Here is a 21,505-nt window from a genome sequence, read left to right as displayed (position 1 = left end):
GCCCGGATCAGACTTTCAAAAAATTGGCGTCGTTTTCCAGGGCGGTCGTCACACGGTCTTGCCAGGTGGTGAACTTGTCGAATGCGGCGGCCACCAGGGCTTTATCGAACGCCACGGGCGCGCCATTGCTGGTGAATCCGTACCAGTCCACCGTCACGGCCAGGGCGAGGCGCTTCTGGTTGCCGTCGATGGTGCTCACCAGCTGATCGGCGCCTTCGTCAGTCGAGGCATCGATTGCGGTCTTGCGACGGGCGGACTTTTTGTAGCCTTCGGCGCGCACGGCGTGGCTTTCCTTGCGGTATTCGTCGGAATTCTTGCCGACGATGCGCAGGCCGGCGACAGGCTCGCCATCGGCGTCGAAGATCACGGGCACGTCGAAGGTGACGCGCTCAGCCGGCGCGGACAGGTTGGCGATATCGAAGCCAATAGCCGCGATGGCTTGGGCTGCGTTCAGGACTGCTGGGGCTTGATCGTTGTTCATGGGTAGTGCCTTTCGTGGGTTTGACAATGCCCGTGCCGGCCGCTGCGCCCACGAAGGCGACAGCGACCAGCCGGTGCTGGGGTTGGCTTGCGCCCAAAAGAAAACCCGGCGCGGGGCCGGGTCAGGAAAGAAGTGATGGTTGAATATGAGTGGATATCTGTTCGAGCGCCTTTTCAAGTGGAGGCTTGGCCCGCTTATGCTCGCTCAGGCCTTTGCCGCACATGCTGGCGAACTTGTCTTGCGCGTCGACGGCGGCTTTGGCCTTGAACCATGCCGCCATCAGTGAGCGCGCTGGTGCCGCTTGTCGTTCAAGTTCTTCAAGCTGATCAAGCACCCAGGCGCGGAACTCAACACCTTTGTTTGTGCGTGCAAACATGCCGACCAGGTGTGCTCCGCGCAAGCTGAACAGCCGCGTGTCCGATGGCTGAACACCAAAACCCAAAGTGGTGTTCCGAAAAATCAGCGTCATCGAAGGCGAGAATTCACGCTGATGCCGCAAGAAAATGCGAGACACTTGGTCTGACCTGCTATAGCCGAGGGCGGTGGCGATATCGGCAGCCGAAAGCCAAGTTTTCCCGTCGCTTTCGACCAATTTGAATGTGTGATCGTTAAATTTCAATTCTTGCATGGCGATTGCCTTTCATGTGCAGCCCCAGTGGGCGCAAAAAAGCCACTGGTAGACGGCAGAGGGATCAGGCCCGGCGCGTGGCCGGGCCTGCCGGTTACAAGCTCGAATCCTGGAAGCTGACCGTTGTAGCCTCGTGCTGCGCATCAGTGCCCTGGTAGCGCAGAACGTCGAAAGCACAGGTCACGATCTTGTTTTTCTCGCCATCGTCAACCTTGGCCGAAGTGATCTTGATGCGGCCCATGGCGATCGTCATGACTTCCGACAACGGCGCCGTGCTGGCTGCCATGGCGTAGGCCAGCGGCAGTTCGACTTCTTGTTTGAAGTAGTCGATATAGGCTGAATCCTGCATCAGCACAGTGAATTGACCCGAGCCGATCACCTTGCCGCGCGAGGCGGCCGTGGCAAACTTGGAGCCGATCACCGGATCAATCTTGACCTGGCCATCGAGCGACAGCGACATGCCCGTGCAAATCTGCGATGGAATGCCGGCCACCGACAGAATCGCAGTGGCGCCGGAAAACTTGCCGGTACCGGGCGTCGCTGAGGGCGCAGCAAAATATGCGGCGGGCGTTGTCTCACCTTCCAGCTTGCCCATCAGCGTGAAATCCATGCTGGTGATACCGTTCGGCTGCACTGACAGGTCGACCTTGCTCACCAGTTGGTCGATGAAGCAGCGATTAACGGCAATGCCGGGATCTTGCACTTCCGCCGTGAACCAGTCCGTGGTGTGGCCGGTCAGTGGCGTGAAGCTGCGTTTGCCTGGCGCCGTCACGGTCACGGGATCGCCTTCCGCCTTCGCGGTCATGGCGCTGCCATTCATGAATTGACCGGTCAGCTTGGTGGCGGTGACGGCCGTCACGAAGAAGTTCTTGCCGTTGTTGGCCAGGCCCGCGGTCAGAAAACCGCCGATACGCACTACCGAACCAGCGCGGTGGCCATCAGCCAGGAACGAGCCGGCGCTACGCGTCAGGCCCGTGGTGGTTGCTGCAATAGTGTTTTGTGCAGTGGTCAGGCCGCCAGCTGTGAAGTCGCGGCGCAGCAGCGCGGCCAGCAGCGGCGCATAGGTGCCGCACGATGCCTCGCCTTTGATGGCACCCGAAGTGCGGAAGTTGCCCAGGCGCGTATCGCTCTGCTGTTGGCTGGGGTCGATCTCGGCCGAGCTGTACTTGTCGGCGTCCGTGTCGAACGTTGCGGTGACACGCGGATAGAGCTTGCCGCTGGCGGCCAGGGCCTTCATGCCTTCCGCTGGCTGTTTGGCGATAACGAGCAGGCTGTCAATGCCGTTTGCTGTGGTCATGGTGTGGATTGCCTTTCTTTGGTCGAAAAAAAAGACCGCCGAGGCGATCTGTGTGGTGGGTGCTGCGTGTTACAGGTTGCAAAACCAGCGGATCTTGACTGGCACGAACCAGCGGTCTTCGTCTTCACGGCCGTCGGATATTTCCGGGGTGCGCTCGATCTGAACGGTGATGTCATCTTTGGCGAAGCTGGCTCCACGCCGAAAAAGTGACTGGATCAGCTCCGCGCGGGCGCCTGCGGCTGCCGTACCCTTTCCTTTTGGGTACATGAGATTCACCTGAAAGATGCCGCGCTCTTGGCGCGAGCCGTCGCCCATCGAGCGATTGTCCGGTGGCGCCGGCAAAAAATATGCAGCCTGGTATTCCTTGTCGGTCACAGGCTTATACGCGATGTTCTGGTAGGCTGTATCGATGCCAGGCTTAATGCTGGCCAGCGCGCTTTCCAGCGCGGCGCGGATTTTCGTTTGGCTCATAATTTGTATGTCGAGTAGCCTTGAGCGAAGTCGCTGGAGCTCGTGCCGGCACGCACGCCGTTGACCGCGTTGTCCACAATCGTCTGAAATTCCACGATCGTCAGCGCAACCAGGCCGATTGGCGCCTGACGCGACCAGCCTTCCTCGATGCGCTTCGCATATGGCAAGTTGTTGACGAAATAGACCACGTCGCCAGCCTTGGCGGCGCCAACTACGGCGCCATGTGCGGCAATGGTGGCACTCCCATCCTTGTCTGTCAGGTCCAGTGATCCAGTGGTGGGCGACCCGAGCGAGAGTTGCCAGTTGCCGCGAAACCGGCCGCCGGCGTATCCAGGCGGCGGTGGGCGCTGCCAATATGACGCATCCCCCACCGGGGACCGCGAAACTAGGCCCGCATCGATCTTTGCCGTGATGGCGCGCACCACCAGATCCTGATTTGCCTTGGTCTTGGCAATAAACTCGCCAATCTGCATGGAAAATGAACCCTTGGCCATCAAAGCCCCCTGAGTTGCAGCGTGAACAGCACAGCCACGTCGACTGGCTCGGTCTTATCGACCGCCACGATGGTGAAACTGGCACCACCGATCAGCACCAGGTCGGCCGTGGTCGGCGTCAGCATTGGCGCGCCATTGCGCTGCAGCGGCGACAGCAGCAATTTCTGGTCGCCCGACTGGATCAGTGTGCCGTCGATATCCTCGGCGCTGTAGCCGATCTTGACGCCCGTGCCTTCGTATTCGGTCGTCGTTGTAGGTGCAGTGCCCAAATCAGGATCGTATTCGCCCGCCACGATCTGGCGCAGCACGACGATGCCACCCTTGCGGCGCAGCGAGGCGTCGGCGCGCGCGGCGGTTTTGGTGTAATCGGTCATGTATTACTCCGCCTTCAAATAATCGTGGGCTGGCGTCTTCGAGAACCGGACGGCTTTGATCGTTGGCTTGCCGTCTATCAGTGCGCGCAGCACGCGGTGCCAGCCATCCATGATGAATCCATCTTCGCTCAAAATCACCGGATAACGGGTGTCAACGTCCAGCGCGCGCCGCATGTGGTGCGCCATGCCGAACGGCGAGCCTTCTGGCGTCCAGACTTCGGTGCCGAGATAGATGGCCGCCAGTGGGAGGTCAAACGGCACCAGATCCTTGGAGCGAGCGATGAGGTTTGTGACCGTCCACACCTTGCCGTTATGGCTGTACGTATTCTCGTGGGCAGCGCAGCCCTCGATTTGCACCACCGGGAATGTACTCATCCGCGCACCAATTTAATTGAGTTGCCGCCGCCAGACAGGCCAAAGTATGGCGCCAGCAACGAATCGACGGCCACGAAGCGCTCACGCGCATCGGTCGTGTTCTGGAAATACTCCGTTTCCAGCGGCCCCGTCTTGTCTTTCTTGATGACGTTCGAGCCCGTGTCGAGGTCCGGCAGCAGATCCTCGCCACGGCCAGCGCGCGCCGCCAGGTCGATGCAGGCATTGACTACATCGACCGGTACAGCATCGCTTGGTACCGGAAAGCCATCGGCCTTGACACCATAGCGTGGCCAGTCCAGCGCCTGCTGCTGATTCATGCGCCGGCCGGCCCAGCGCACCCGGTACGTTGCCATGAAGATCACCGCCTTGCGCAGCGCGATTTCCTTGTCGGCCTCGGCCAGCGCCGCCCAGGCGGTCAGGCCCAGGCTGGCGCAGCGCGCATCTGCCGAAGCAACACTGGCGTAGGATTCGGCGTCGGCCAGGCCTTCGCCGGTTTCGATGATGATTGACATGGCAACTTTCGGGATGGATCGATGAACGCCCCGGCGTGCGGGGCTTGTGGCTTAGGCTTGGTCGGCCTTGCCTGGCTTCGATTTCGGCGCGCTGGCCAGGGTGGCGGCGGCCTGCTTGGCAGCTTCGTCGCGCAGGCGCTGGGCCTCGGCTTCGTTGGCTGCGGCCTGATCGGCGTTACGGGCGGCGGCCTGTTCGTTGGCCGCGCCCAAGGCTTCGATGCGCCGCTCCGTTTCGACCAGGCGCTGCTCGCGTTCGTCCAGTTCGCGCTCGCGCTCCAGCAACTGCTCGTGCGCAGCCCGCAATGCAGCCTCCCGCTCGCCGTTTTCGCTCGCGCCTTGAGCCAGGTATTCGGCCTTGATCGTGACTTCCGGGACGTCTTCAGCGGCATTGGTGCGACCAACGGCTACGTTCGCGTCAATGATCTTAAGGCCGGCCTGGCGCGCAAGCGCCTTGACGTCCTCGCTATATTGGAACATCGGTCCTGGCAGATACCAGATATTTGCCGGTGCTTTTTCCATTTGGAACCCCGATTCTTGTGTTTGTTGAGGGAGGCCGCGCCCCACTTGAGGGCGCGGCCTGCTACTTACTTGCTCGCGTCGCCGATGGTGATCACGCCAGCAGTGTGCTTGTCGCTGGTGGCAACCTTGTCCCAGTTCGAGCCGGTGCCCAAGGCGGCATCGGATGGCGACTTGCCGCCCGACGCTTCGTCCCAGGTGTAGCCCTTCAAGCCCAGGCCGAAGGTGTAGTCAACCTGCATCGTCGTTTCGATGCGCTCGTTACCGTTGGTCGTTTCAATGTTGCTGATGATGTCGGAGCCATCGGTAACGGTCGCAGCACCTTCGGCCAAGGACAGCACGCGCAGCTTGGCCGGCGCCGCTGGGCCAGGCGCTGGGCCGACTGCGGCCGAATACAGTGCTGGCGCATCGGTGACAACCACAGGCTTGCCGAGGATATCGACAACGCGAACGTTTAGGGCCTGGAAAAGCTGTTTTTCATTGGCCAGGTTGGCACCGATCAGCTTGTGGTATGTCGCGCCGTTCATGATCTGCGCTACCAAATTACCGCTGTGATCGCCGAACTTGCCGTGAGCTTCGTTCATGGCGATGTAGTCCAAGCCCCGGGTCCCGCTCACGTCGTTGACTGTGTTCGCGTTGTTGCTGATGGCCGCGACCAGAGCGGCGATAGCGGTATTCAGCTGATCCGCCATCATCGCTTCAGCGAAATTGCGCGAGGCAACCTCGATACCTTCGGCAGTTGGTTTTTCGAGCCAGGTCATTTGTGCTGGCTCGAAGCGGATCGGCCCGAAGCCGCCGGCAATCTTCACCGAACTGTGCTTCAATTGGGTCAGGTCGGTGGAGGTAGCAGCTCCGTTGGCGCCGTAGCGATTGACGCGGCGCTGAGCGGAATGAATGGCCGCAAAGAACGATTCCTGCAGGAAGTCACCTTCAAAACCTTCGGTCGTGAGGCGGATGGCGCCATTACTGGCTGCGTTGAACTTAGCCACCATCTGCGCCAGCGTTTCGATGGTCGCAGGCATGATGTACTTGTTGAACACTTGCATTTGGGAGAGAGACATTTTTTAGCCTTTCGCTAATTCGGGATATTGAGCAGCAAAAGCAGCGGCACGCTCTTCACGCGTCCCACCGAGATTGCCCGTTTGTTTTTGGCTACCACCGCCGCCATTTAGTTGTTGCGCGCCACCGCCAGATGCGCCCGAGCCTTTAAGGATCTGATCCTTGTAGGGATACTGATCCACCAAGGTTTCGAGCGCTTCGTCAAAGTCAGCCAGATCGCCTGGGCGCGTGCGCGAGAAAATCTTGTTGCCTGCGCCGTCGTAAGCCACGATCTTGCCTGCCTCGACCTTGAAGGCCTGGCCGAAGCGCGCCTGTACCAGATCAACCGGAATGGCAAACTTGTCGGTGATGAGTTTCGAGCGATTGAAGCTACCGCCGATCATTTCCGAATACAGGCTGCCGGTGATGGCCTCCAGCTCGGTCTTGGTGCGGGCAAGCTCATCGGCATGGGCCTTGTTGGCTGCAGCAACCTGCCCTTCGGCCGCCTTTTGCGCTTGCACCTTGATTTCTTCAACCTTGCCGGCCGTGAGCAACTTGCCTTCATCGACGTTCTTCATCAGCTCGATCGCCTTCACTGCAGCGGCGGGGTCGTCAATGCCAGCGAACGCTTGCAGCTTTGCTTCGGCAGTCTCCTTGGCTTCGCGGTGAGACTTAGCCTCGCCGTTCAAACCTTGGATCTTCTGCACGGCAGCAGCCGCATCAAACGGGACTTCCTTCCCATCATCATGTACGTAGACTGGCTTGCCATCCTGGACAACGACATTGCCATTTGCATCGAGTTTGAGTTTCATTTGGTGGCTTTCTGGGCATCCGCCCGTGTGAATGGCCTTCTGGCCGTGCGCCGCGTCGCATCCGCTTGCGGCAATAAAAAAGCCGCCAGGTTGCCCGGGCGGCTCAAAATGGTGAAAATCTGCTACTTATACTTCTCGCGCAACTGCTCCAGCGTCAGCTTGCGGCCCTTGAGATTCATCAGGTCGTTCAGCGTGATCTTGCCTGCCTCGTACATCTCAGCACGGCCTGGGCCCAGGTATTCAGCCCGCCAGGCCTTGTCCTTGCTGGCAAGGAAGTCCTTGAAGTTCATCTTTGCGCTGACCGCACCACCATCACTGGGCCGCGTGCCGGCGGCGGGCTCGTCCAGCTCGATGCCCAGCTCGGCGAAGGTCTTGGCCCGCGTCGTGATCACGCAGCGGCAGCTGAAGTGAATGGCGCCGGGCCCGCCAGCCCATTCGAGCGTGTGATTGATCGGCTCCTGATCGTGCAGCGAGTATTCCATCAGATCACGCGAGGCGCACAGCAAGCAAGTATTCGAATCCAGCGTGGAGAGCCAGACCAGGCACTCGATCAGGTCGGAATTCTCCTGAAAGCTGGCCAAGCGTGCCGCATTGGCGACAGCCTGGACCGAGCTATGCACCAGCGCGCGGGCGTTTGCCTCGGACGTTTTCAGAATGCCGGGCATGGCCTCAACATCCTCGCCGGCAGCCTTGGCGCTCTTGCCAACGACCCGCGCGACGATCTGCGAGGTCGTCTCACCCTGCGCCGCGCCGAGCCGCACCTGGTCGGCGAACCGGAACTGTGTGGCCTGCGTCTGGCGCTTCCACCAGTCGGCCGACGAGGCGCCCTTGATCAGCGTATCGCCGGCCAGCTTCTCCAGGTATGTCGCTGGCGGCAACTTGGCGCCCAGTTCGATCTTGAAAGCCTGTGTCAGCACCTTGGCCGAGTAGTCGGCCTCAAGGTGGGTCAGGCCGGTCAGGTTGCGCGCCAGCTCGGCCTGCATGCCACTGTAATGCGAGGCAATGACGGCATTGGATTCGCGCAGCAACGCGGTGAGGCGCTGCTTACCGTAATCCGATATCTCACCCTCGCCCAGCTTGGCAGCCAAATCCTTCGACATGGCGCCCAGCAGGCCAATGATCTTGTCCTGCACCCCGGCCGAGAAACGCAACAAGTTCAGTGAGTGCGTCAGGAACATCTCGGCGATCCACTCTTCGACGGCGCCCATTTACACGCCCACCGAAGAGAGAATGCGCTCTTGCTCCGTTTCCCAGTCCAGATCAGGGGAGATCATCCCCCGTCTTTTCAACTCGTTAAAGTAGGTTTCGCCAGAGATTTTGCCGCTGGCGGCGCTCTTGAACAGCAGTTCCGCACTTGCTTCGGCGAGCGAGGCGGCGCCGAAGTCCTTGAACAGCGTGACGTGGCCGCCTTCGCTCTCATGGACCCATTGCGCCATGAACTGCAGCGCCATGTCGGCCGAATCCTCGATGTTGCTTGCGATCTTCTGCAGCGCACAAGCGCCCTGCTCGTTGTCGGCCAGGGTCTGCGATTCGGTCACGTTGCCAGGCTTGATGACCAGCAATTCGGCGCCGGCCTGCCGCATGCGGTCTTCCAGGTCAAGGATGGACAGGCGGCCGGCATCGATCGCCTTGCCGCCGTGCTCCACGAATTTCAGGTCACCGTCAGGACTTTCGGACTTGACGGCGCTGCCTGTGCCCACGGTAATGGTATTTCCTTCGCCCAGCATTTTGGCAAACAGGATCGGAACTCGTGCAATATGCAGGATGTTCTGCTGATCGCTGTTGCTCTGCCAGTGCTCGACGTTGTTATATGCGAGCTCAAGCAAGGGAGGCGTGGCTTGCATGTAACCCAGGCGCTTGCCGTAGACCGGCGCGAAGGGAATGGTTTCCATGCTGGTGCGGCCATGAGCATGAAGTTGCCACACCTTCTTGTCGTTCGTCCCGACTTGGCGCCAAACCTGCCAAGTGCCGCGCCCGAGGACGCGCACCTGCTCGATTTCGATGGTGTCAAAATCACCATCTGGAACCGACACGCTCTCAAGCAGGCGCAACTGCGTCAGCCCTTCGGCGCTCGTGGCGTTCTTTGGCAGCCATCCCAGGATGTTTTGCGGATGAACCTGCACAAAGTACGGCCGTACGCCGGCAGTCAACTCGGCCGCCTTGGTGGGGTAAAGTGCCCGGCCCTCTTCATCGACCGTCGGTGGATAGTCAACCAAGATGCCGGAAAAGCCATAGCCCAGCGCCTCCTGGGCGACCTCGGACAGAAAGCTATGCAGGTTGCGGCCCGACAGATCAACATCCTGCAGCCATGGTTTGAGCTGCTCTGGCACATCCTCGCCCAGCGTCACTGGCTTGCTAAATGGCTTCGCCGACAGCACATCGATGGTGCGGGCGTAAGCGGGGAACAAGGTGGCCACGGACAGGCGCATCTTGTAGCTGTCATCCGCCTCACCCGGCCATTGGGGCAAATACATCTTGCCAGCCGCCCGCATAGCCTTGGTCCCGCCCAGCAGCGCGGAAATCAGCGCGCAATCCTCGTTCAGCTTTTTGGCTTCGGCTGATTGTGTGCGTACATCGGTCATGGAAATCCTTGTTGTTACATGCGCAGCGGCGATACCGTGGCGCTCTTCTTCGTGATTGGCCAGCGCTTGGTGATGAAGTAGCCGCCGGCATCATTGGCATGGTCAAAGCCGCCCTTCTTGTCCGGCTCGCCCTTGTCGTCATAAATCTGACGCTCCAGGCTGAGCGTGTATTTCGGGCACTTGGTGGCATTGACCAGCATGCGGCGCTGGTCGTAGGTGTTGCACAGCATGGCGTTCACGCTGTTGATGCGGTCTTTCACAGCCGGGTTACTATGGTCGACCACCACAGTGAAGCCAGCGGCGCGCAGCAACGACAGATCCGACTCGCTGGCGCCACTGCTCTTCCGGTTCTGGCCGGATGCGTCCGGATAAATCGTTATTAGGTGCTGCTGGCCGACCTGCTTGTAACGCGCCTTAATCTTCTCGATCATGGCTGGCGTGTCGAACACCTCCATGAATTCATCGACAGCGCGCGGCAGGTCGTCACGAATCACGAAAACCACCGCTGCGCCCTTGCCGACGTTGAAGTCCATGCCGATATGCAGCGCATCGCCTGGCTTGACCGTGTCGTCGGTATTGTTGCGACGCCGATCGAAGCAGTAATAGATAACGCCCTGGTAGTTCTCGAAGCTGGCCAGGTACTCTTGGCGGAACGTGCGCGGATCCATCTTGCGCCGTGCTGCTTCGATCTCTTCGGCCGGGACGTTGCCGCCATCGACCGACGTATAGAGCCAGCTCTTGTGATCAGGCTCACGCCCTTGGCCATCGAGGTAGCTGTCATAGCAGTGGTTGAAGCCTTTCGGCGTGCCGATGCGCAGCGCGTGGCCGCCGACACGCTCCTCGCCATTGATGACGAAGCGGCAGGTCGACAGCATCGGCCGCAGCACCTCTTCCCAGGCGGCGTACACGCAGTCTGCCCATTCGTCGACCAGGGCAAAGAAGAGGCCCGAACCGCGCAAGTTGTCGTAGGCGTCCAGGCCGACGATGCGGAGGACGTGGCCAGCCTTGGTGGTGATCGAGCATTCCGTCTCGTTCGGCTTCCCGGCACGCCAGCTCGGCGGAATTGCTTGCTTGAGGCGCTTCCAGAAAACCCGCTTCGCCTGCTTGAACGTCGGCGCGCAGTACCAAATCTCGTCCTCGATACTGACGCCCCACTCCGCAGCCAAGCGAGCGGCACGCCGAATCTCGGCCTTGCCCAGGAACGTCTTGCCGAAGCGCCGGCCGCACACGGCGTCACGAAAGCGGGCCTTTTTCTGCCAACCCCACACGTAAATGTTCGCCTGCTTCGGCGTTAGCGCGACCGGCCCTTCAGAGAATCGGGCTGTCGGGGAGGTCTTCATCGGGCTTCAGTATGTATTCAGGGGCTGCCGGCATGCCTTCGCCGGTATCGCCTGGTGCTTTTGGAGCATCGAGGCGTCGATTCACGTAGACGTCGCCGACTTCCTTGGCGGCCTGCTCGATGACCGATACGGCCAGAGCGATGTTGCGCATGCCCTCGGCTTGCTGCGCCATCCTGGCCAACGCACGAAGACGAAAAGCCTTACTGGCGATAGGAATCTCAGCCACGTCATCGCGGAACTTCTTTCGCGTGTCATGGAAAAGCGTCTTCCATTTCACGCTTAGGCTGCGGCCGACGTGCTTTTCAGGATCGTATGTAGCGATCTGCTGGCGCGGCACGTCAAGGCCAAACTCTTCCTTTACTGCAATGGAAACCTGCGTCGGCGTGTCGAAACATGCCAGCGCCTTGACGATGAACAGCTTGACCTCGTCTTTAAGTGCTGCCATGAGTTGCCTTCCGGTAAATGGCCGGTCAACCTTATGCAGCTTTCAGCAAACAGGTTCCGCAAGCCCTCGCGATGTTGATTTTCGCCACTTCTGGCGCGGTCTTTGCTGCGTCGATCATGCGTTGCACGTCCTGGCTGGCGCCGTAACGGCGGACGACGCCGATGAACTCTTCCACATCGTGCGAGCGCATGCAAAGCTTCGGCAGCCCGTACTTGTTGAATGCCGGCGAGCCGAAGTCATCAAGCTCCTGGGCGATGTGATAAAGCTCGTGCTCGACCAGCGCGCAGAACTCGGCGTCGTTGCAGGTCAAACAATACGATGCGTCGAGGGTGATGAGGAAGTCCGGTACTGCGCCGAACCAGTCGGCCATCTGCTGTTGCTGGCGGCCCTTCTGCCACGGACCACAGCGAAAGGTCATTTCCTCGCACTGACCCAGCACGGTGCGGCCCTGCTTGTTGAATCCGTGAGGTGCCCACAGGAATTGCACGTCGGCATATTCCAGGTGGGCGTGGTCTTCGTTGTAGAGCGCGCCGCCTTCGGCGAGGATTTCGCGCCGCGCCCATTTGAGCACTTCGGGCGCGGGCATGTAGCGGTTGCTCAGCGGGTCGGCGAACTCGGGCGGCGGCATTGGCCGCGCCAGCTCGGCAGCTGCAGAGTTTCGGCTTTTTTTCATCACAACCCACTAGATGTAGTGTTTGGCGGCGAAAACCGAAGTCTAAACCCCGCAAATTTTGGCACTTTTGCTTGCAACCTACTAAATGTAGTGTTTCAGGCGAGTTCGACGCTCAGCGACACGGGCGGCATGGTTGCGCCCACCACCCACAGCCTGATGGCGCCGCCAGCATTCAGCGAGGCCAGCTCTTCGGCATCTGGGCGCCAGTACGATACCACGGCAGGCAGGTCGCCGACGTGCGTGCGCGTGATGGGTAGGGCGTTGCAAGGCAGCTCGGCCTGGTCCCAGCCTGCGGGTGCGCCGAGCACGGCATTGTTCGAGGGGTGTTGAATTTTCTGCATGTTCGCTTTCGTTGTGTCACCGCCCGCTCCCAGCAGGCGCCGCCGTGCCTTGCGGCTGGAGTCCTCTGGGGCATTGCTACGTCGGAGACTGCGCCCGTTTTTCAAGCTCTGCCACTGGAGCGCGCTGGCAGTCCGCACTATTTAACTTTTACGCCCAGCACGACGATGGCTGCGATGCGGTCCTGTGCCACGTCGCCAAAATGGACCACGCGGTCCAGCACTACCATCGCAGCAAGAAACGGGCGAACCCACCAGGCTATGGACAAGCTGACCGATAACGAACAAATCGCCATGCTGACCTCGGAAATAGAAAAGCCGCCAGCGCAGTGAAGCGCGGCGGCAAAAACTCGGCATGCCGAGCAAGGAGACACTGGAGCGGGTGAAGGGAATCGAACCCTCGTCGTAAGCTTGGAAGGCTTCTGCTCTACCATTGAGCTACACCCGCAAAATCTGGCGCCGGTTACAGCGTCCGTCTAAATCAGTCCCGCTCGTCGCACTCGGCCTGCGCCTGGCGCTCAGCCGCAATCAGCGCCCACCCCAGTTCCCGGCGAATTTCGTCGGGTGTCGGCGGCGGCTCCACTGAATGCGTGCAGCGCTCCAGGTACTCGCGTGCCAAGTAATGCGGTGGGTGGGTTGTTTCGGTCATGGCGACCTCGAAAAGTGGACGCGCAAATAGAAAAGCCACCTCAAGGGTGGCTTCGTGCTTCGGTGTTGCTCCCACGGCCATAGTGCGTAGTGAGCGGCAAATTCAAGGCGAGCAGATCCGATGCGGGTCCGGGTACTGTCGCGAGTTTCGGCTATCGGTGGCGCGGTGCGCACATTACGATTTCCGAAAGACTTTACTTGAATTGCAAGTCTTCATTATACATAAAAACACTGTTTGTAAACACAGACTTAAAGAAAAATCTACGCTACTGGTCGCCTCCACGCAACAGACCGGAGGCGCGCCCTTTGTGGCTGTCGGAAATGGCGCTCAACTCGCTCACCATGTCCTTGACGCGCTCCAGCTCCAGGCCGGCAGCGCCCTGCACGGCTGCCGTGCCGGTCCCCTTGCACGAGGTGCAGATGCCATTGCCCAGCAGCACCTTAACGCCGGTACCGCTGCAACCCAAGCACTTGCTGTCGAGCCAGTGCGCCAGCGACTTCTCGGCCACACGCCGATACAACGCCTGCGCCGATTGCGCGTCCCAGGCCGTGTTTTCCGGGACCCAGCGCCGCGCTCGGCCACGCCGGATCACTTCGGCCGTCCAGATGCGCAGCAGCTGCGCCAGGTTCTGCTGGTTGCCCTCGAACATGCGTGTGAGCGTGCCGTCAGCGTACTTCACGCGGCACAGCAGCGCGCCGATATCGCCAGCCAGCGCCGCGGCGGCCAGTGGGTCCGTCTGGTGGTTCTGCGCGTCATCCTTCAGATTGCTCGAACCGATCGATGCGATGTAGCGGTCTGTAAAGCCCATGATTTGCCTTTCGTTTTGTCTGCCAAAGTTAACACCCTTTTCCGACTTGGGCTAGCCCTTCCACTCGCCAGCGCCACTCATACGCGCAGCACGCCGGTCCGGTTGAATTCGCTGATGGCAGCCATCGATGCGCGCGCGATATCGGCATTCGACACCCCGCGTAAAAAGACCATCGTCTTGCCGATCCCCTCGCTCAGCACGCGCATTTCGTCGCCGTTGACGCCGAAAGTGCCGGTGCGCTGGGCTCGGGCCTGGATTTCGGCAATCGCCTCGACCATGACCTGGGCCACCGGCAGGATGGCGTGGCCATCTGGCGCGATGCGGCGCGCCATGTCGGCGTTGCTCAACAGGTCGTAGACGTGCTGTTCCTGAAAGTGCCCCTTGCCCATTGCCTCGCTGGCCTGGAAGCCTGGCATTTCGAAGGCGATGGCGCGGCGCATGCCTGGCGGCAGCACGGCGGGCTTGGGGCTGTAGCGCTTACGCGGCTTTTTGTTGGCGCTCATGCGGCCTCCCCTGGCAATTCCCGCACGACCACGTTGGCGTGCGGTGTTTCGGAATAGAGCTTCTGCAGGCTGATGCTGACCACCTGGGCATCATCGCGCCACACGATGCCGTTGCAGCCGTCCTTGATGCCCTTCAGCACATTGTCGGCATCCGGCTTCTTCGTCGCGCAGATCGTGCCGGCGACAGCCAGCGCGCGGCGCTTGTTCGACCAGCTGGCCGGTATTTGCAGCGCCAGGGTGATGGTCAAATCAATCGGCGCAGCACTGGGCGTGGCGCCGGCCATGGCGGCAGTTGCAGCCAGCTTGACCAGATTTTCGTAACTGGCCGTCTTGGCGGGTGTATAGGCAACGACTGCTTTGCCGCGGCGCGAAAACTTCGGCCGACCTTTCGCTACCGGCTGACCGGGGATAACAAAAGCAACGTTCATTTGAACCTCTTAAAAATAATGTTTTTCATTTGCGGCAATAAATGTGGCTCAGCGCACAGACCAGCAACTCCCTACACCACAAACTTAACTAAACAATAAGGAAATATATGAAAATCACAATATTCAGTCGCTTGGCACAGTACGGAAAATTCACCATCGAAGCCACCGCCCTCAAAATCGAATCCTCTTGGTATCCGCGATACCGCATCACCGATGGCTTGCTAGCTCCCGATTTTTCGGAGCATCAGTGCAATGAGGGATATCCCAGCACCGAAGCAGCTGTCGATATCGCTGTGCAGCACGCCATGTTCGATTTGGATTTCGGCGGCAGTCTTCCTGCATAACTCCCGTGAAAACCCATCCATTGGCGGCGCACGATTCCGCTAGCGTTGACCTCGAGGCGAACGGATTACTCCGCAGCTTGTTTCGTGACCTCCACATCTCACTGGCTCCATTTGAGTTTGCTATTGCTTCTGGCGATCGACTTAAGGCGACAGCATTGCAAGCCCACATTGAGTTAATTTGCGCAGCGATGCTCGTGCTTTACGACAAAAAACAGCTAGCAGCTGCGCGAGCGAAGAATTTAGTCAGCAGCAACCTGAATCTTTCGCTAGCGCCTCATAGTTCAATTTATTTCGACCCGGACAGACACTGGTAGCAGGCAGCACCTCCTCGCAGCGTGGCGGTAGCTGAATTCAAGCCGCATCGCTTTTTGCGCATCAACCATGGCCCACCATCCGCTGTGCGGAAGCAGCTGGGCCTGCCAATGCGCCAGCAGATCGCATGGCAATCAATGGCTGCGCTGTGCCGCCGGCCATCACGCGCTGAGCCAGCGATTGATCCCCGATCAGGGTCGGCGCTTCGCCGCGGAAGCCGGCCTGCGCGTTCTGCGCCTCGGCCAGGCCCACCAGGACCGGCGGGTAATCGGGGCATTCGTTGCGCATGCGATAGCCGCGGTACCGGTTTTCGAACTCCTTGGCAACGAAGGGCCATTCCTTCTCAGTCTTCGCGCCCAATGCAGTCCAGCCACCCATTTCCGTCAGCACGCGGTGCACCAGGGCATCATCGAAAGCCACGCTGCGGTAGGTGCCAACAACCCGTAGCGCGCGATCAACCTTGGCCCAAGCTACCAGCGCCGAATCCTGCGTGGTGCCGCCCATCATTCGGATCAGATCGGCCGGCTTCGGCGCGAACTGGCCGCTATCAGGATTGCGTACGTGGCGGTCAAAGGCCTGGCGCACAGCGGACAGGTCGTACTGCCGGAGAGCGCCCCACCAGATCGTGATGGCGAATTCGCTGGCGGCGCGCCCGTAAAGCTCGGTGATCGCACCTACCATGCCGGCGAATTCCTCGTAGTCATCCTGCGTCATGCAGACCTCCTTGCGTTGCTGCGTTACCGAAAATCCTCGCCTTGGCCCGCTCGGCGGCGGCCATGGTCTGGCCGTAGACCGTGCTGGCACCCTGCCCTCGCCCGGCCTGCGAGGCGTGCTGTGTAATCCATTCGGCCTTGAAGCCGCGCCATCCCCTCTCGCAGCAGATGCGCAAAGCGCCCTCCAAGGTCAAACCGGCCTTTTCCGCTTCGCGCACGATGCCCTGGATCGCAGTCTTCGTGATCGGCGCCTTGTGCTTGGTCCGCAGGGCCTTGAAGTCAGCAACGATCTGCGGATCGATCTCGGAAAGCAGATCGTCGGGAGCCGGAGGCGACTTGTCTTTTGTTTTTACTGGTTTATGGTTATTGGTTATTGGTTCTTGGTTAGTTTTTGATCCGGTTTCAGCCGGGTTGCCAGTAGCATCCAAATCGAAACCCGATGGAAACCCGCTAGGTTCTTGATTGGTTGTTGATTGCTTGCGGGGGCGACCGCCCAGCCTCCCATTTGCTTTCGCTGTTTCTGCCTTCACGTGGTAGTCGGCAATGACTTGCTCGCACACCTCATGACGGTATCCGTCATCTGTTTTGATGAATTTGAAGCGAAGCAGGCGCTCAACAATCACACGCTCATCTGCCGTCTCGACGCCCAGGGCGTCACATAGCACATCGATATCGAGCGGAAGTGGTGCCTCGACGTCGTAATAGACATCCATCATGTCCCGGTAAATCCAGCGAGCCTGGCGAGACATATTCACGGTCCCGGAGCGGAAGTCGCCGATGTGGAAAGGGTAATAGTTCAAGGCGCCACCTCCTGGGAGCGCGCCGCGCCGAACAGCGCAGCCACCAGAGGATCACCCGCAGCGGCGGCTTTGCGGATCCAGTACTTGCTGCGCCAGCGCGCCTGCATACGGTCCCAGCGGCCGTCCTGCTTGGCCTTGGCCTCAAAGCGCAGCCGGGTCTGAAGCTTCGTTTGATGCTTCAGGCGGCACGGCGCATCAGGCAGGCTGCCGACGGCATACACGGCCATGGCCGCGCCAGCGCGCGGGTGGCGCTTCCAGCTGCAGATGTAAATCTTGCGCTCGGCATGCAGCTGGTTGACCCAGCGCAGCACGGTGGCCTGACTGACGCCTGACTTGATGACGATATCGGCCTTGGTACCGGGCATGGCGCCCAGCACGAATTCACTGAAATTTGCGCGCGTCACTTTGCATTCTCCTCGTCCATCAATTCCATATCGAACAGTGTAGGCATGCTGACCTCGCGCTCCATCGCCTGGCAGTAATGCACCTGGTCCGCGAAATAAGCCGGATTCAACTCGCTGCCAGCACCACGGCGGCCAAGCTTCATCGCGCGCACGGGCACGGTACCCAGGCCGCAGAATGGGTCATAGATCACTTCGCCAGGGTTGCTGTAACGGCCGATCAGGCGGTCTACGATATCGATCTGGAATGGGCAAACGTGTTTTTCGACCGCGCGCGCCGACTGTTCGCCATTCAAAGTGCGCATGCGCACGATGTCGTGCCACACGGCCGGGTCGGTGCTACCGGGTGCCAGGCTGAGGTAGTCGGCTGGAAGCGCCTTGTTGGCCAGCAGCGCCTCGCCCACCTCAACGTGGTATTCGTAGTTGTAGACGTTTTCCAACGACAGGCCGGTGAACAGCTTCGCCAGCTTGGCCGGGCCGAAGCTGGCCAGCTCTGCGGCACCCAGCAGGCGGTCGCCGCTCGAGCGCCAGAATGCATGCGCATCGACCTGCCAGCGCGCCACGCTGTAGCCGGTACCGGTAATTGGTGCAGCCTTGCGGTCGAACGGGATGCGCTCGCCGTCATCGTCCAGACACATCGGCTTTGCCTTGGTGACTGGCGTATCGGCGTAGCCGCGCGAGCGGTCCGTCTGTGGCTTATGGAACAACAAGATGTATTCCGGCGAGCCGACGCCCATCTTTGTGCCGTCCTTGCACACCTCGGAATAGCCCAGGCGGTAGGTTTGGTTGTTTTCGCGCACCACATCGGTCACGACTGTGATCATGCCCATATAGTCGAAGCCGTGCTTGATGCCGTGAAACAGCGCTTCGGCGTGGAACGGGCTGACGGTCGGCACACCGGCGCCGGTGACATTGCCGAAATTGATGCGGTCCTTGACGTGGCAGGCATAGATGCGGCCAGGCTGCAAGATGCGCAACAGTTCCGGCGTCAGGAAGTCCATCTGCGCCCAAAAGTGGTCATTGTCTTGAGTGTGGCCAAAATCGTTATAGCTCGGCGTGTATTCGTAATGGTTGGCGAATGGCACGCTGGTGATGATCATGCCCACCGAGTTATCGGGCTGCTGCATGGCTTCGAGCACGCAATCGTTATTGGCTACGGAAAAGCGCTCGCCGGCCACCACGGCGCGCTCGACACCGATGGTGCGCGCCAGCGAATCCTGCATAGACAGCTGATCCAGGCCGTAGGAGCGGATGATTTGGCCCATTTTGGCCTGCATTTCGTCGTGGCGGCGCCATTTCTCCATCAGATCGGCCAGCACCTTGCGCTCGACTTCCGTGTGAATAATGTCAATGCGGACGGCGTGCCGCTGCTGGAAGCGCTGCACCCGGTGGATTGCTTGAATGAAATCGTTGAACTTGAAGCCGATGCCCGCGAAAATCTCACGATGGCAATACACCTGGAAGTTGCAACCGCTGCCAGCGATGATTGGCTTGGTGGACAGGCTCTTGATCTTGCCGTCGCTGAAATCAGCAATGCGCTGCTCGCGCTGGTCCAGGTCCTGCGTACCCCAAACACTGACCACATCAGGGATTGCCGCCTGAATGGCGTGGCGCTCATCTTCCAGGTCGTGCCAGATCAGAAAATGATCGTCAGGATCCACAGCCATGATCTCAGCCACCTTGGCGACCCGCGCGGCCATACTGTCGCGTTTCTCGCCAGCGGCGGCCGACAGACCCATGGCCACGTTCGGAATGAGCAGGCCCTGGCCATTCTTCTCGGCGCCGGCCGTGTCGTAATTGCTCGGCACTTCGTGAAAGCGCACATCGAGGGCCGGCAGGTCATAGCCCTCGTCCGAATGACCCAGGTCGCTTGGGCGCTGGATAAAAACGGCCCAGCTGGCCACCCACAGCCAGAATTCCTGCTCTTTGTGCGGATACAGCGTCAGGTTGCCCGCCTTTTCACTGTCGCGCTGGAAGAAGCGCGTCAGCGCCTGGCCAGTGTCCATCACGCCCAGGTAGCCGGCATAGTGGATCAACTCTTTGAAGCGGTTAGGGCTCGGCGTGGCCGTGTAGACAAACTTGAACTCGACACCGTCGAACATCGGCAAGAACTCTTGATAGGTCTTGCTGCCGTAGCTACGCAGCACGCTGGCCTCGTCCAGGCCGGATGCCTGCCACTTCGTCACGTCGACCTTGCCCTCACGGACTGACTCATAATTCGTCATGTAGATGGTGGCCGGGTCATCGATCTCCGCATCAGTGCGGATGAAGCGCAGGTCGACAGCCTGGTCGCCGGTGAAGCGCTTCGCCACCTCGCGGGAGAATTCCTGGCGCACGCCCAGCGGGGCGACGATGCCGCGAATACCGCCCGGGCGGTGGATGCCGATCTGGCGCATCACTTCCAGGTTGGTGCTGGTCTTGTGCAGGCCGAACGAGGCGAAGATGGCGCGCTGGCCGCCAGCCAGGGCCCAGCGCACGATATCGCGGGTGTGCGGCTTGAGGCCGGGGTGGATATCAGCCAAAGGCACGTCGAAGCCCTTGCGCTGAGCCAATTTGATCTTGGCGCGCAAGAATTCGCTGTACGCCACTTCTTTCAGGTGTTTTTGTTCTTGCGGGCTAAATGCGCTCATGGGTGTTCCAATGTAGGTTGAATGGCGGCAGGCGCTGCATCGAGCAGGCCCATCGTCCGTAAAATTTCGTGGGTGCGGCACACGGCCGCGTAAAAAGTGTCTTCCAGCTCAGCCAGCGACAGCCCAGCCGGGCGCGGGCGCCGGCCGTCGAGCACGTCGTGGCAGGCACTGCAGCCGAACGCCGCGGCGGTGTCCGGCGCCTTCAGGCCCATACCCTTCCCGTCTGCCAGGAAATTGCTATGGCATAGCACGGTGGTGTCAGGGTCAAAGTTGCAGACGGCCATGCGCAGCGTGCAGTCCTGGCCGCGCGCGGCGCGCCGGATCGGCGTCGAGCGCGGGCCTTTGGTCTTCAAGCCAGCTTTGCCCTTCGGCGCCATGCGCTGATGCGACTGCACGGAGAGCATGCCGGTGCTGGGCATGGGCGAGGTGCGCTTGAATGGCGTGCGCGCCAGGGGGTTGCCGGGCTTCATGGGGGAGCGCTTCATACCGCCCGCCAAAGGGACGACATGTTAATATGTTGCCAATATCCACGAGGAAATTTATGAAAGCTTTCGTTCAATTCGCGGGTCTGGCACTGTTTTGCTTTGCAGGCGGCTACGGCCTTAGCAACATTCCGTGGTCCAGTAGCAATACTCCATCCTGGGTACAGGCTGTTGGCTCCATAGTCGCGATCGGAATTGCAATATGGGTACCGTACTGGCAAAAAAGGCAAGCTCAGGAGCAGGCGAGGATCGCTGAATCGGAACAAGTGAGGCACCTTCTTCGAAATCTGCTCGATGAGATGATTGTCGTTTCCGATAGTTTTGGAGTGCGAAACGGTAAGCTTTTGATGGATGTTCCGGCCGGGGAACCCTTCCTTTACGTGATCCCAATCGTGGAACGTCCATTCCCAATCTACGATGCCTCGACCGCCAGACTCGGGCAAGTCCCGAATGACGATTTGCGCCGCCTTATTATCATGGGGTATGGACATGCGAATAGCTTTGTCGGCAGTATTCGCCTGAACAACATTCTCATAGAGCGTTTTGAGCAAGCTGACTACATGGCCTCGGTACATGGCGATCAAATTCACAAAGATTTGCGAGATGCTCGTCTTCGCAGACTGGCGCAGTACTGTGACTCCCTTAGAGCGTCCTATACGGTGGCGATAGAAAAAATGCAAAAAATGCAGACCACCATCAAGGCAGAACTGGGGCTGATCTAGCCTTATCACTTGATTGGCGATTTCAACACGGATGCCGCGCTCTTGCAGCTCGTCCGTGATCTGGCGCGCCGCGATGGCCAGCGGTGGCAACTCCTGGCGCGTGTCGGCGTAAAACACCGTCAACGACTTCGGGCGGGCGATCTTGCCAGTGTCAAGCAGGTAGGTGATCAGCGTCAGCGTGGCGCTGGAATCTTTGCCACCCGACCAGGCAATGCCCCAGTGTTCATGCGTGGCGCCGTAGGCCAGCAGCGACTGGATCGTCAGATCGATGGAGTCGGTCATCTGCAGGCGCTGGGCGCCCACCGAGAAAATATCACCTTGGCTCATGATAAGATTT

Annotated in this window: 29 protein-coding genes and 1 tRNA gene; 1 reads left to right on the top strand and 29 read right to left on the bottom strand. The window is 60.1% G+C overall.

Features of this window, described 5'->3' with window-relative positions:
* Positions 1 to 7: 7 nt before the first annotated feature.
* The 23 genes from HDE72_RS24685 to HDE72_RS24575 form a co-directional block, all read right to left on the bottom strand.
* The gene (locus HDE72_RS24685) at positions 8 to 481 is read right to left on the bottom strand and encodes a hypothetical protein (RefSeq protein ID WP_183747378.1); all 474 of its coding nucleotides are present in this window, start codon (positions 479 to 481) and stop codon (positions 8 to 10) included.
* 121 nt (positions 482 to 602) lie between these two features.
* The gene (locus tag HDE72_RS24680) at positions 603 to 1,109 is read right to left on the bottom strand and encodes a BRO family protein (RefSeq protein WP_183747375.1); all 507 of its coding nucleotides are present in this window, start codon (positions 1,107 to 1,109) and stop codon (positions 603 to 605) included.
* Positions 1,110 to 1,203: 94 nt separating this feature from the next.
* Positions 1,204 to 2,406 (bottom strand): phage tail tube protein, encoded by a 1,203-nt coding sequence (locus tag HDE72_RS24675; RefSeq protein ID WP_183747372.1) that lies wholly within the window; start codon positions 2,404 to 2,406, stop codon positions 1,204 to 1,206.
* A gap of 69 nt (positions 2,407 to 2,475) precedes the next feature.
* Positions 2,476 to 2,877, bottom strand: a complete 402-nt coding sequence (locus HDE72_RS24670) for a phage tail terminator-like protein (protein ID WP_183747369.1) — start codon at positions 2,875 to 2,877, stop codon at positions 2,476 to 2,478.
* Positions 2,874 to 3,371 (bottom strand): hypothetical protein, encoded by a 498-nt coding sequence (locus HDE72_RS24665; protein ID WP_183747366.1) that lies wholly within the window; start codon positions 3,369 to 3,371, stop codon positions 2,874 to 2,876. The genes HDE72_RS24670 and HDE72_RS24665 overlap by 4 nt, the downstream gene beginning before the upstream one ends.
* On the bottom strand, positions 3,371 to 3,745 hold the full coding sequence (locus HDE72_RS24660; protein ID WP_183747363.1) for a hypothetical protein: 375 nt from the start codon (positions 3,743 to 3,745) through the stop codon (positions 3,371 to 3,373). The genes HDE72_RS24665 and HDE72_RS24660 overlap by 1 nt, the downstream gene beginning before the upstream one ends.
* Before the next feature lie 3 nt (positions 3,746 to 3,748).
* Positions 3,749 to 4,120 carry a hypothetical protein gene (locus HDE72_RS24655; RefSeq protein WP_183747359.1) on the bottom strand — a complete coding sequence of 124 codons (372 nt, stop codon included), beginning with the start codon at positions 4,118 to 4,120 and terminating at the stop codon, positions 3,749 to 3,751.
* A complete protein-coding gene (locus tag HDE72_RS24650; protein WP_183747356.1) occupies positions 4,117 to 4,632 on the bottom strand; it encodes a DnaT-like ssDNA-binding protein in 516 nt (171 codons plus the stop codon). The genes HDE72_RS24655 and HDE72_RS24650 overlap by 4 nt, the downstream gene beginning before the upstream one ends.
* Positions 4,633 to 4,683: 51 nt before the next feature.
* Positions 4,684 to 5,151 carry a hypothetical protein gene (locus HDE72_RS27895; protein ID WP_260176902.1) on the bottom strand — a complete coding sequence of 156 codons (468 nt, stop codon included), beginning with the start codon at positions 5,149 to 5,151 and terminating at the stop codon, positions 4,684 to 4,686.
* Positions 5,152 to 5,216: 65 nt separating this feature from the next.
* The gene (locus HDE72_RS24640; RefSeq protein WP_183747353.1) at positions 5,217 to 6,209 is read right to left on the bottom strand and encodes a major capsid protein; all 993 of its coding nucleotides are present in this window, start codon (positions 6,207 to 6,209) and stop codon (positions 5,217 to 5,219) included.
* 3 nt (positions 6,210 to 6,212) lie between these two features.
* Positions 6,213 to 6,998, bottom strand: a complete 786-nt coding sequence (locus tag HDE72_RS24635; protein WP_183747350.1) for a DUF6651 domain-containing protein — start codon at positions 6,996 to 6,998, stop codon at positions 6,213 to 6,215.
* 122 nt (positions 6,999 to 7,120) lie between these two features.
* A complete protein-coding gene (locus tag HDE72_RS24630) occupies positions 7,121 to 8,206 on the bottom strand; it encodes a structural protein (protein ID WP_183747347.1) in 1,086 nt (361 codons plus the stop codon).
* Positions 8,207 to 9,580, bottom strand: a complete 1,374-nt coding sequence (locus tag HDE72_RS24625; protein WP_183747344.1) for a DUF4055 domain-containing protein — start codon at positions 9,578 to 9,580, stop codon at positions 8,207 to 8,209. It abuts the gene before it with no gap.
* Positions 9,581 to 9,594: 14 nt separating this feature from the next.
* A complete protein-coding gene (locus HDE72_RS24620) occupies positions 9,595 to 10,920 on the bottom strand; it encodes a phage terminase large subunit family protein (RefSeq protein WP_183747341.1) in 1,326 nt (441 codons plus the stop codon).
* Positions 10,889 to 11,365, bottom strand: coding sequence for a DUF2280 domain-containing protein (locus HDE72_RS24615; protein WP_183747338.1), 477 nt, complete (start codon positions 11,363 to 11,365; stop codon positions 10,889 to 10,891). Before HDE72_RS24615 ends, HDE72_RS24620 begins: the two co-directional genes overlap by 32 nt.
* 31 nt (positions 11,366 to 11,396) lie before the next feature.
* Positions 11,397 to 12,038 (bottom strand): putative metallopeptidase, encoded by a 642-nt coding sequence (locus tag HDE72_RS24610; protein ID WP_221291395.1) that lies wholly within the window; start codon positions 12,036 to 12,038, stop codon positions 11,397 to 11,399.
* 95 nt (positions 12,039 to 12,133) lie between these two features.
* A complete protein-coding gene (locus HDE72_RS24605) occupies positions 12,134 to 12,379 on the bottom strand; it encodes a hypothetical protein (protein WP_183747335.1) in 246 nt (81 codons plus the stop codon).
* A gap of 137 nt (positions 12,380 to 12,516) precedes the next feature.
* The gene (locus tag HDE72_RS24600; protein WP_183747332.1) at positions 12,517 to 12,672 is read right to left on the bottom strand and encodes a hypothetical protein; all 156 of its coding nucleotides are present in this window, start codon (positions 12,670 to 12,672) and stop codon (positions 12,517 to 12,519) included.
* 78 nt (positions 12,673 to 12,750) lie between these two features.
* Positions 12,751 to 12,824: transfer RNA gene (locus HDE72_RS24595), tRNA-Gly, on the bottom strand.
* Between the two features lie 33 nt (positions 12,825 to 12,857).
* Positions 12,858 to 13,025: a hypothetical protein gene (locus tag HDE72_RS24590; protein ID WP_183747329.1), complete on the bottom strand. Its 168-nt coding sequence runs from the start codon at positions 13,023 to 13,025 to the stop codon at positions 12,858 to 12,860.
* A 265-nt stretch (positions 13,026 to 13,290) separates the two neighbouring features.
* The gene (locus HDE72_RS24585; RefSeq protein WP_183747327.1) at positions 13,291 to 13,833 is read right to left on the bottom strand and encodes a hypothetical protein; all 543 of its coding nucleotides are present in this window, start codon (positions 13,831 to 13,833) and stop codon (positions 13,291 to 13,293) included.
* Between the two features lie 77 nt (positions 13,834 to 13,910).
* Entirely contained in the window at positions 13,911 to 14,336 is a 426-nt protein-coding gene (locus HDE72_RS24580) for a hypothetical protein (RefSeq protein ID WP_183747324.1), read from the bottom strand.
* Complete coding sequence (locus tag HDE72_RS24575; protein ID WP_183747321.1) at positions 14,333 to 14,764, bottom strand: RusA family crossover junction endodeoxyribonuclease; 432 nt, start codon at positions 14,762 to 14,764, stop codon at positions 14,333 to 14,335. Before HDE72_RS24575 ends, HDE72_RS24580 begins: the two co-directional genes overlap by 4 nt.
* A 107-nt stretch (positions 14,765 to 14,871) precedes the next feature.
* Here HDE72_RS24575 and HDE72_RS24570 point away from each other — a divergent pair, with 107 nt between their 5' ends.
* A complete protein-coding gene (locus HDE72_RS24570; RefSeq protein WP_183747318.1) occupies positions 14,872 to 15,108 on the top strand; it encodes a hypothetical protein in 237 nt (78 codons plus the stop codon).
* Positions 15,109 to 15,483: 375 nt separating this feature from the next.
* On the opposite strand, the gene HDE72_RS24565 is transcribed toward HDE72_RS24570, so the two are convergent.
* The 6 genes from HDE72_RS24565 to HDE72_RS27605 are packed head-to-tail and all read right to left on the bottom strand — an operon-like array spanning position 15,484 to position 21,495.
* Positions 15,484 to 16,134 (bottom strand): DUF6475 domain-containing protein, encoded by a 651-nt coding sequence (locus HDE72_RS24565; protein ID WP_183747315.1) that lies wholly within the window; start codon positions 16,132 to 16,134, stop codon positions 15,484 to 15,486.
* Entirely contained in the window at positions 16,121 to 16,933 is an 813-nt protein-coding gene (locus HDE72_RS27610; RefSeq protein ID WP_221291394.1) for a YdaU family protein, read from the bottom strand. Before HDE72_RS27610 ends, HDE72_RS24565 begins: the two co-directional genes overlap by 14 nt.
* A complete protein-coding gene (locus HDE72_RS24555; protein ID WP_183747312.1) occupies positions 16,930 to 17,337 on the bottom strand; it encodes a hypothetical protein in 408 nt (135 codons plus the stop codon). The genes HDE72_RS27610 and HDE72_RS24555 overlap by 4 nt, the downstream gene beginning before the upstream one ends.
* Positions 17,334 to 19,964 (bottom strand): DNA methyltransferase, encoded by a 2,631-nt coding sequence (locus HDE72_RS24550; RefSeq protein ID WP_183747309.1) that lies wholly within the window; start codon positions 19,962 to 19,964, stop codon positions 17,334 to 17,336. The genes HDE72_RS24555 and HDE72_RS24550 overlap by 4 nt, the downstream gene beginning before the upstream one ends.
* The gene (locus HDE72_RS24545; protein WP_221291393.1) at positions 19,961 to 20,449 is read right to left on the bottom strand and encodes a nuclease domain-containing protein; all 489 of its coding nucleotides are present in this window, start codon (positions 20,447 to 20,449) and stop codon (positions 19,961 to 19,963) included. The genes HDE72_RS24550 and HDE72_RS24545 overlap by 4 nt, the downstream gene beginning before the upstream one ends.
* A complete protein-coding gene (locus tag HDE72_RS27605; protein ID WP_221291392.1) occupies positions 20,446 to 21,495 on the bottom strand; it encodes an adenine nucleotide alpha hydrolase family protein in 1,050 nt (349 codons plus the stop codon). The genes HDE72_RS24545 and HDE72_RS27605 overlap by 4 nt, the downstream gene beginning before the upstream one ends.
* Between the last annotated feature and the right edge of the window lie 10 nt (positions 21,496 to 21,505).

Source organism: Janthinobacterium saanense (assembly GCF_014200675.1).
In the GTDB taxonomy this organism is placed as follows: domain Bacteria; phylum Pseudomonadota; class Gammaproteobacteria; order Burkholderiales; family Burkholderiaceae_D; genus Janthinobacterium.
Note: the sequence above shows the minus strand (reverse complement) of the source record. Positions and strands in the feature narration are given on the sequence as shown.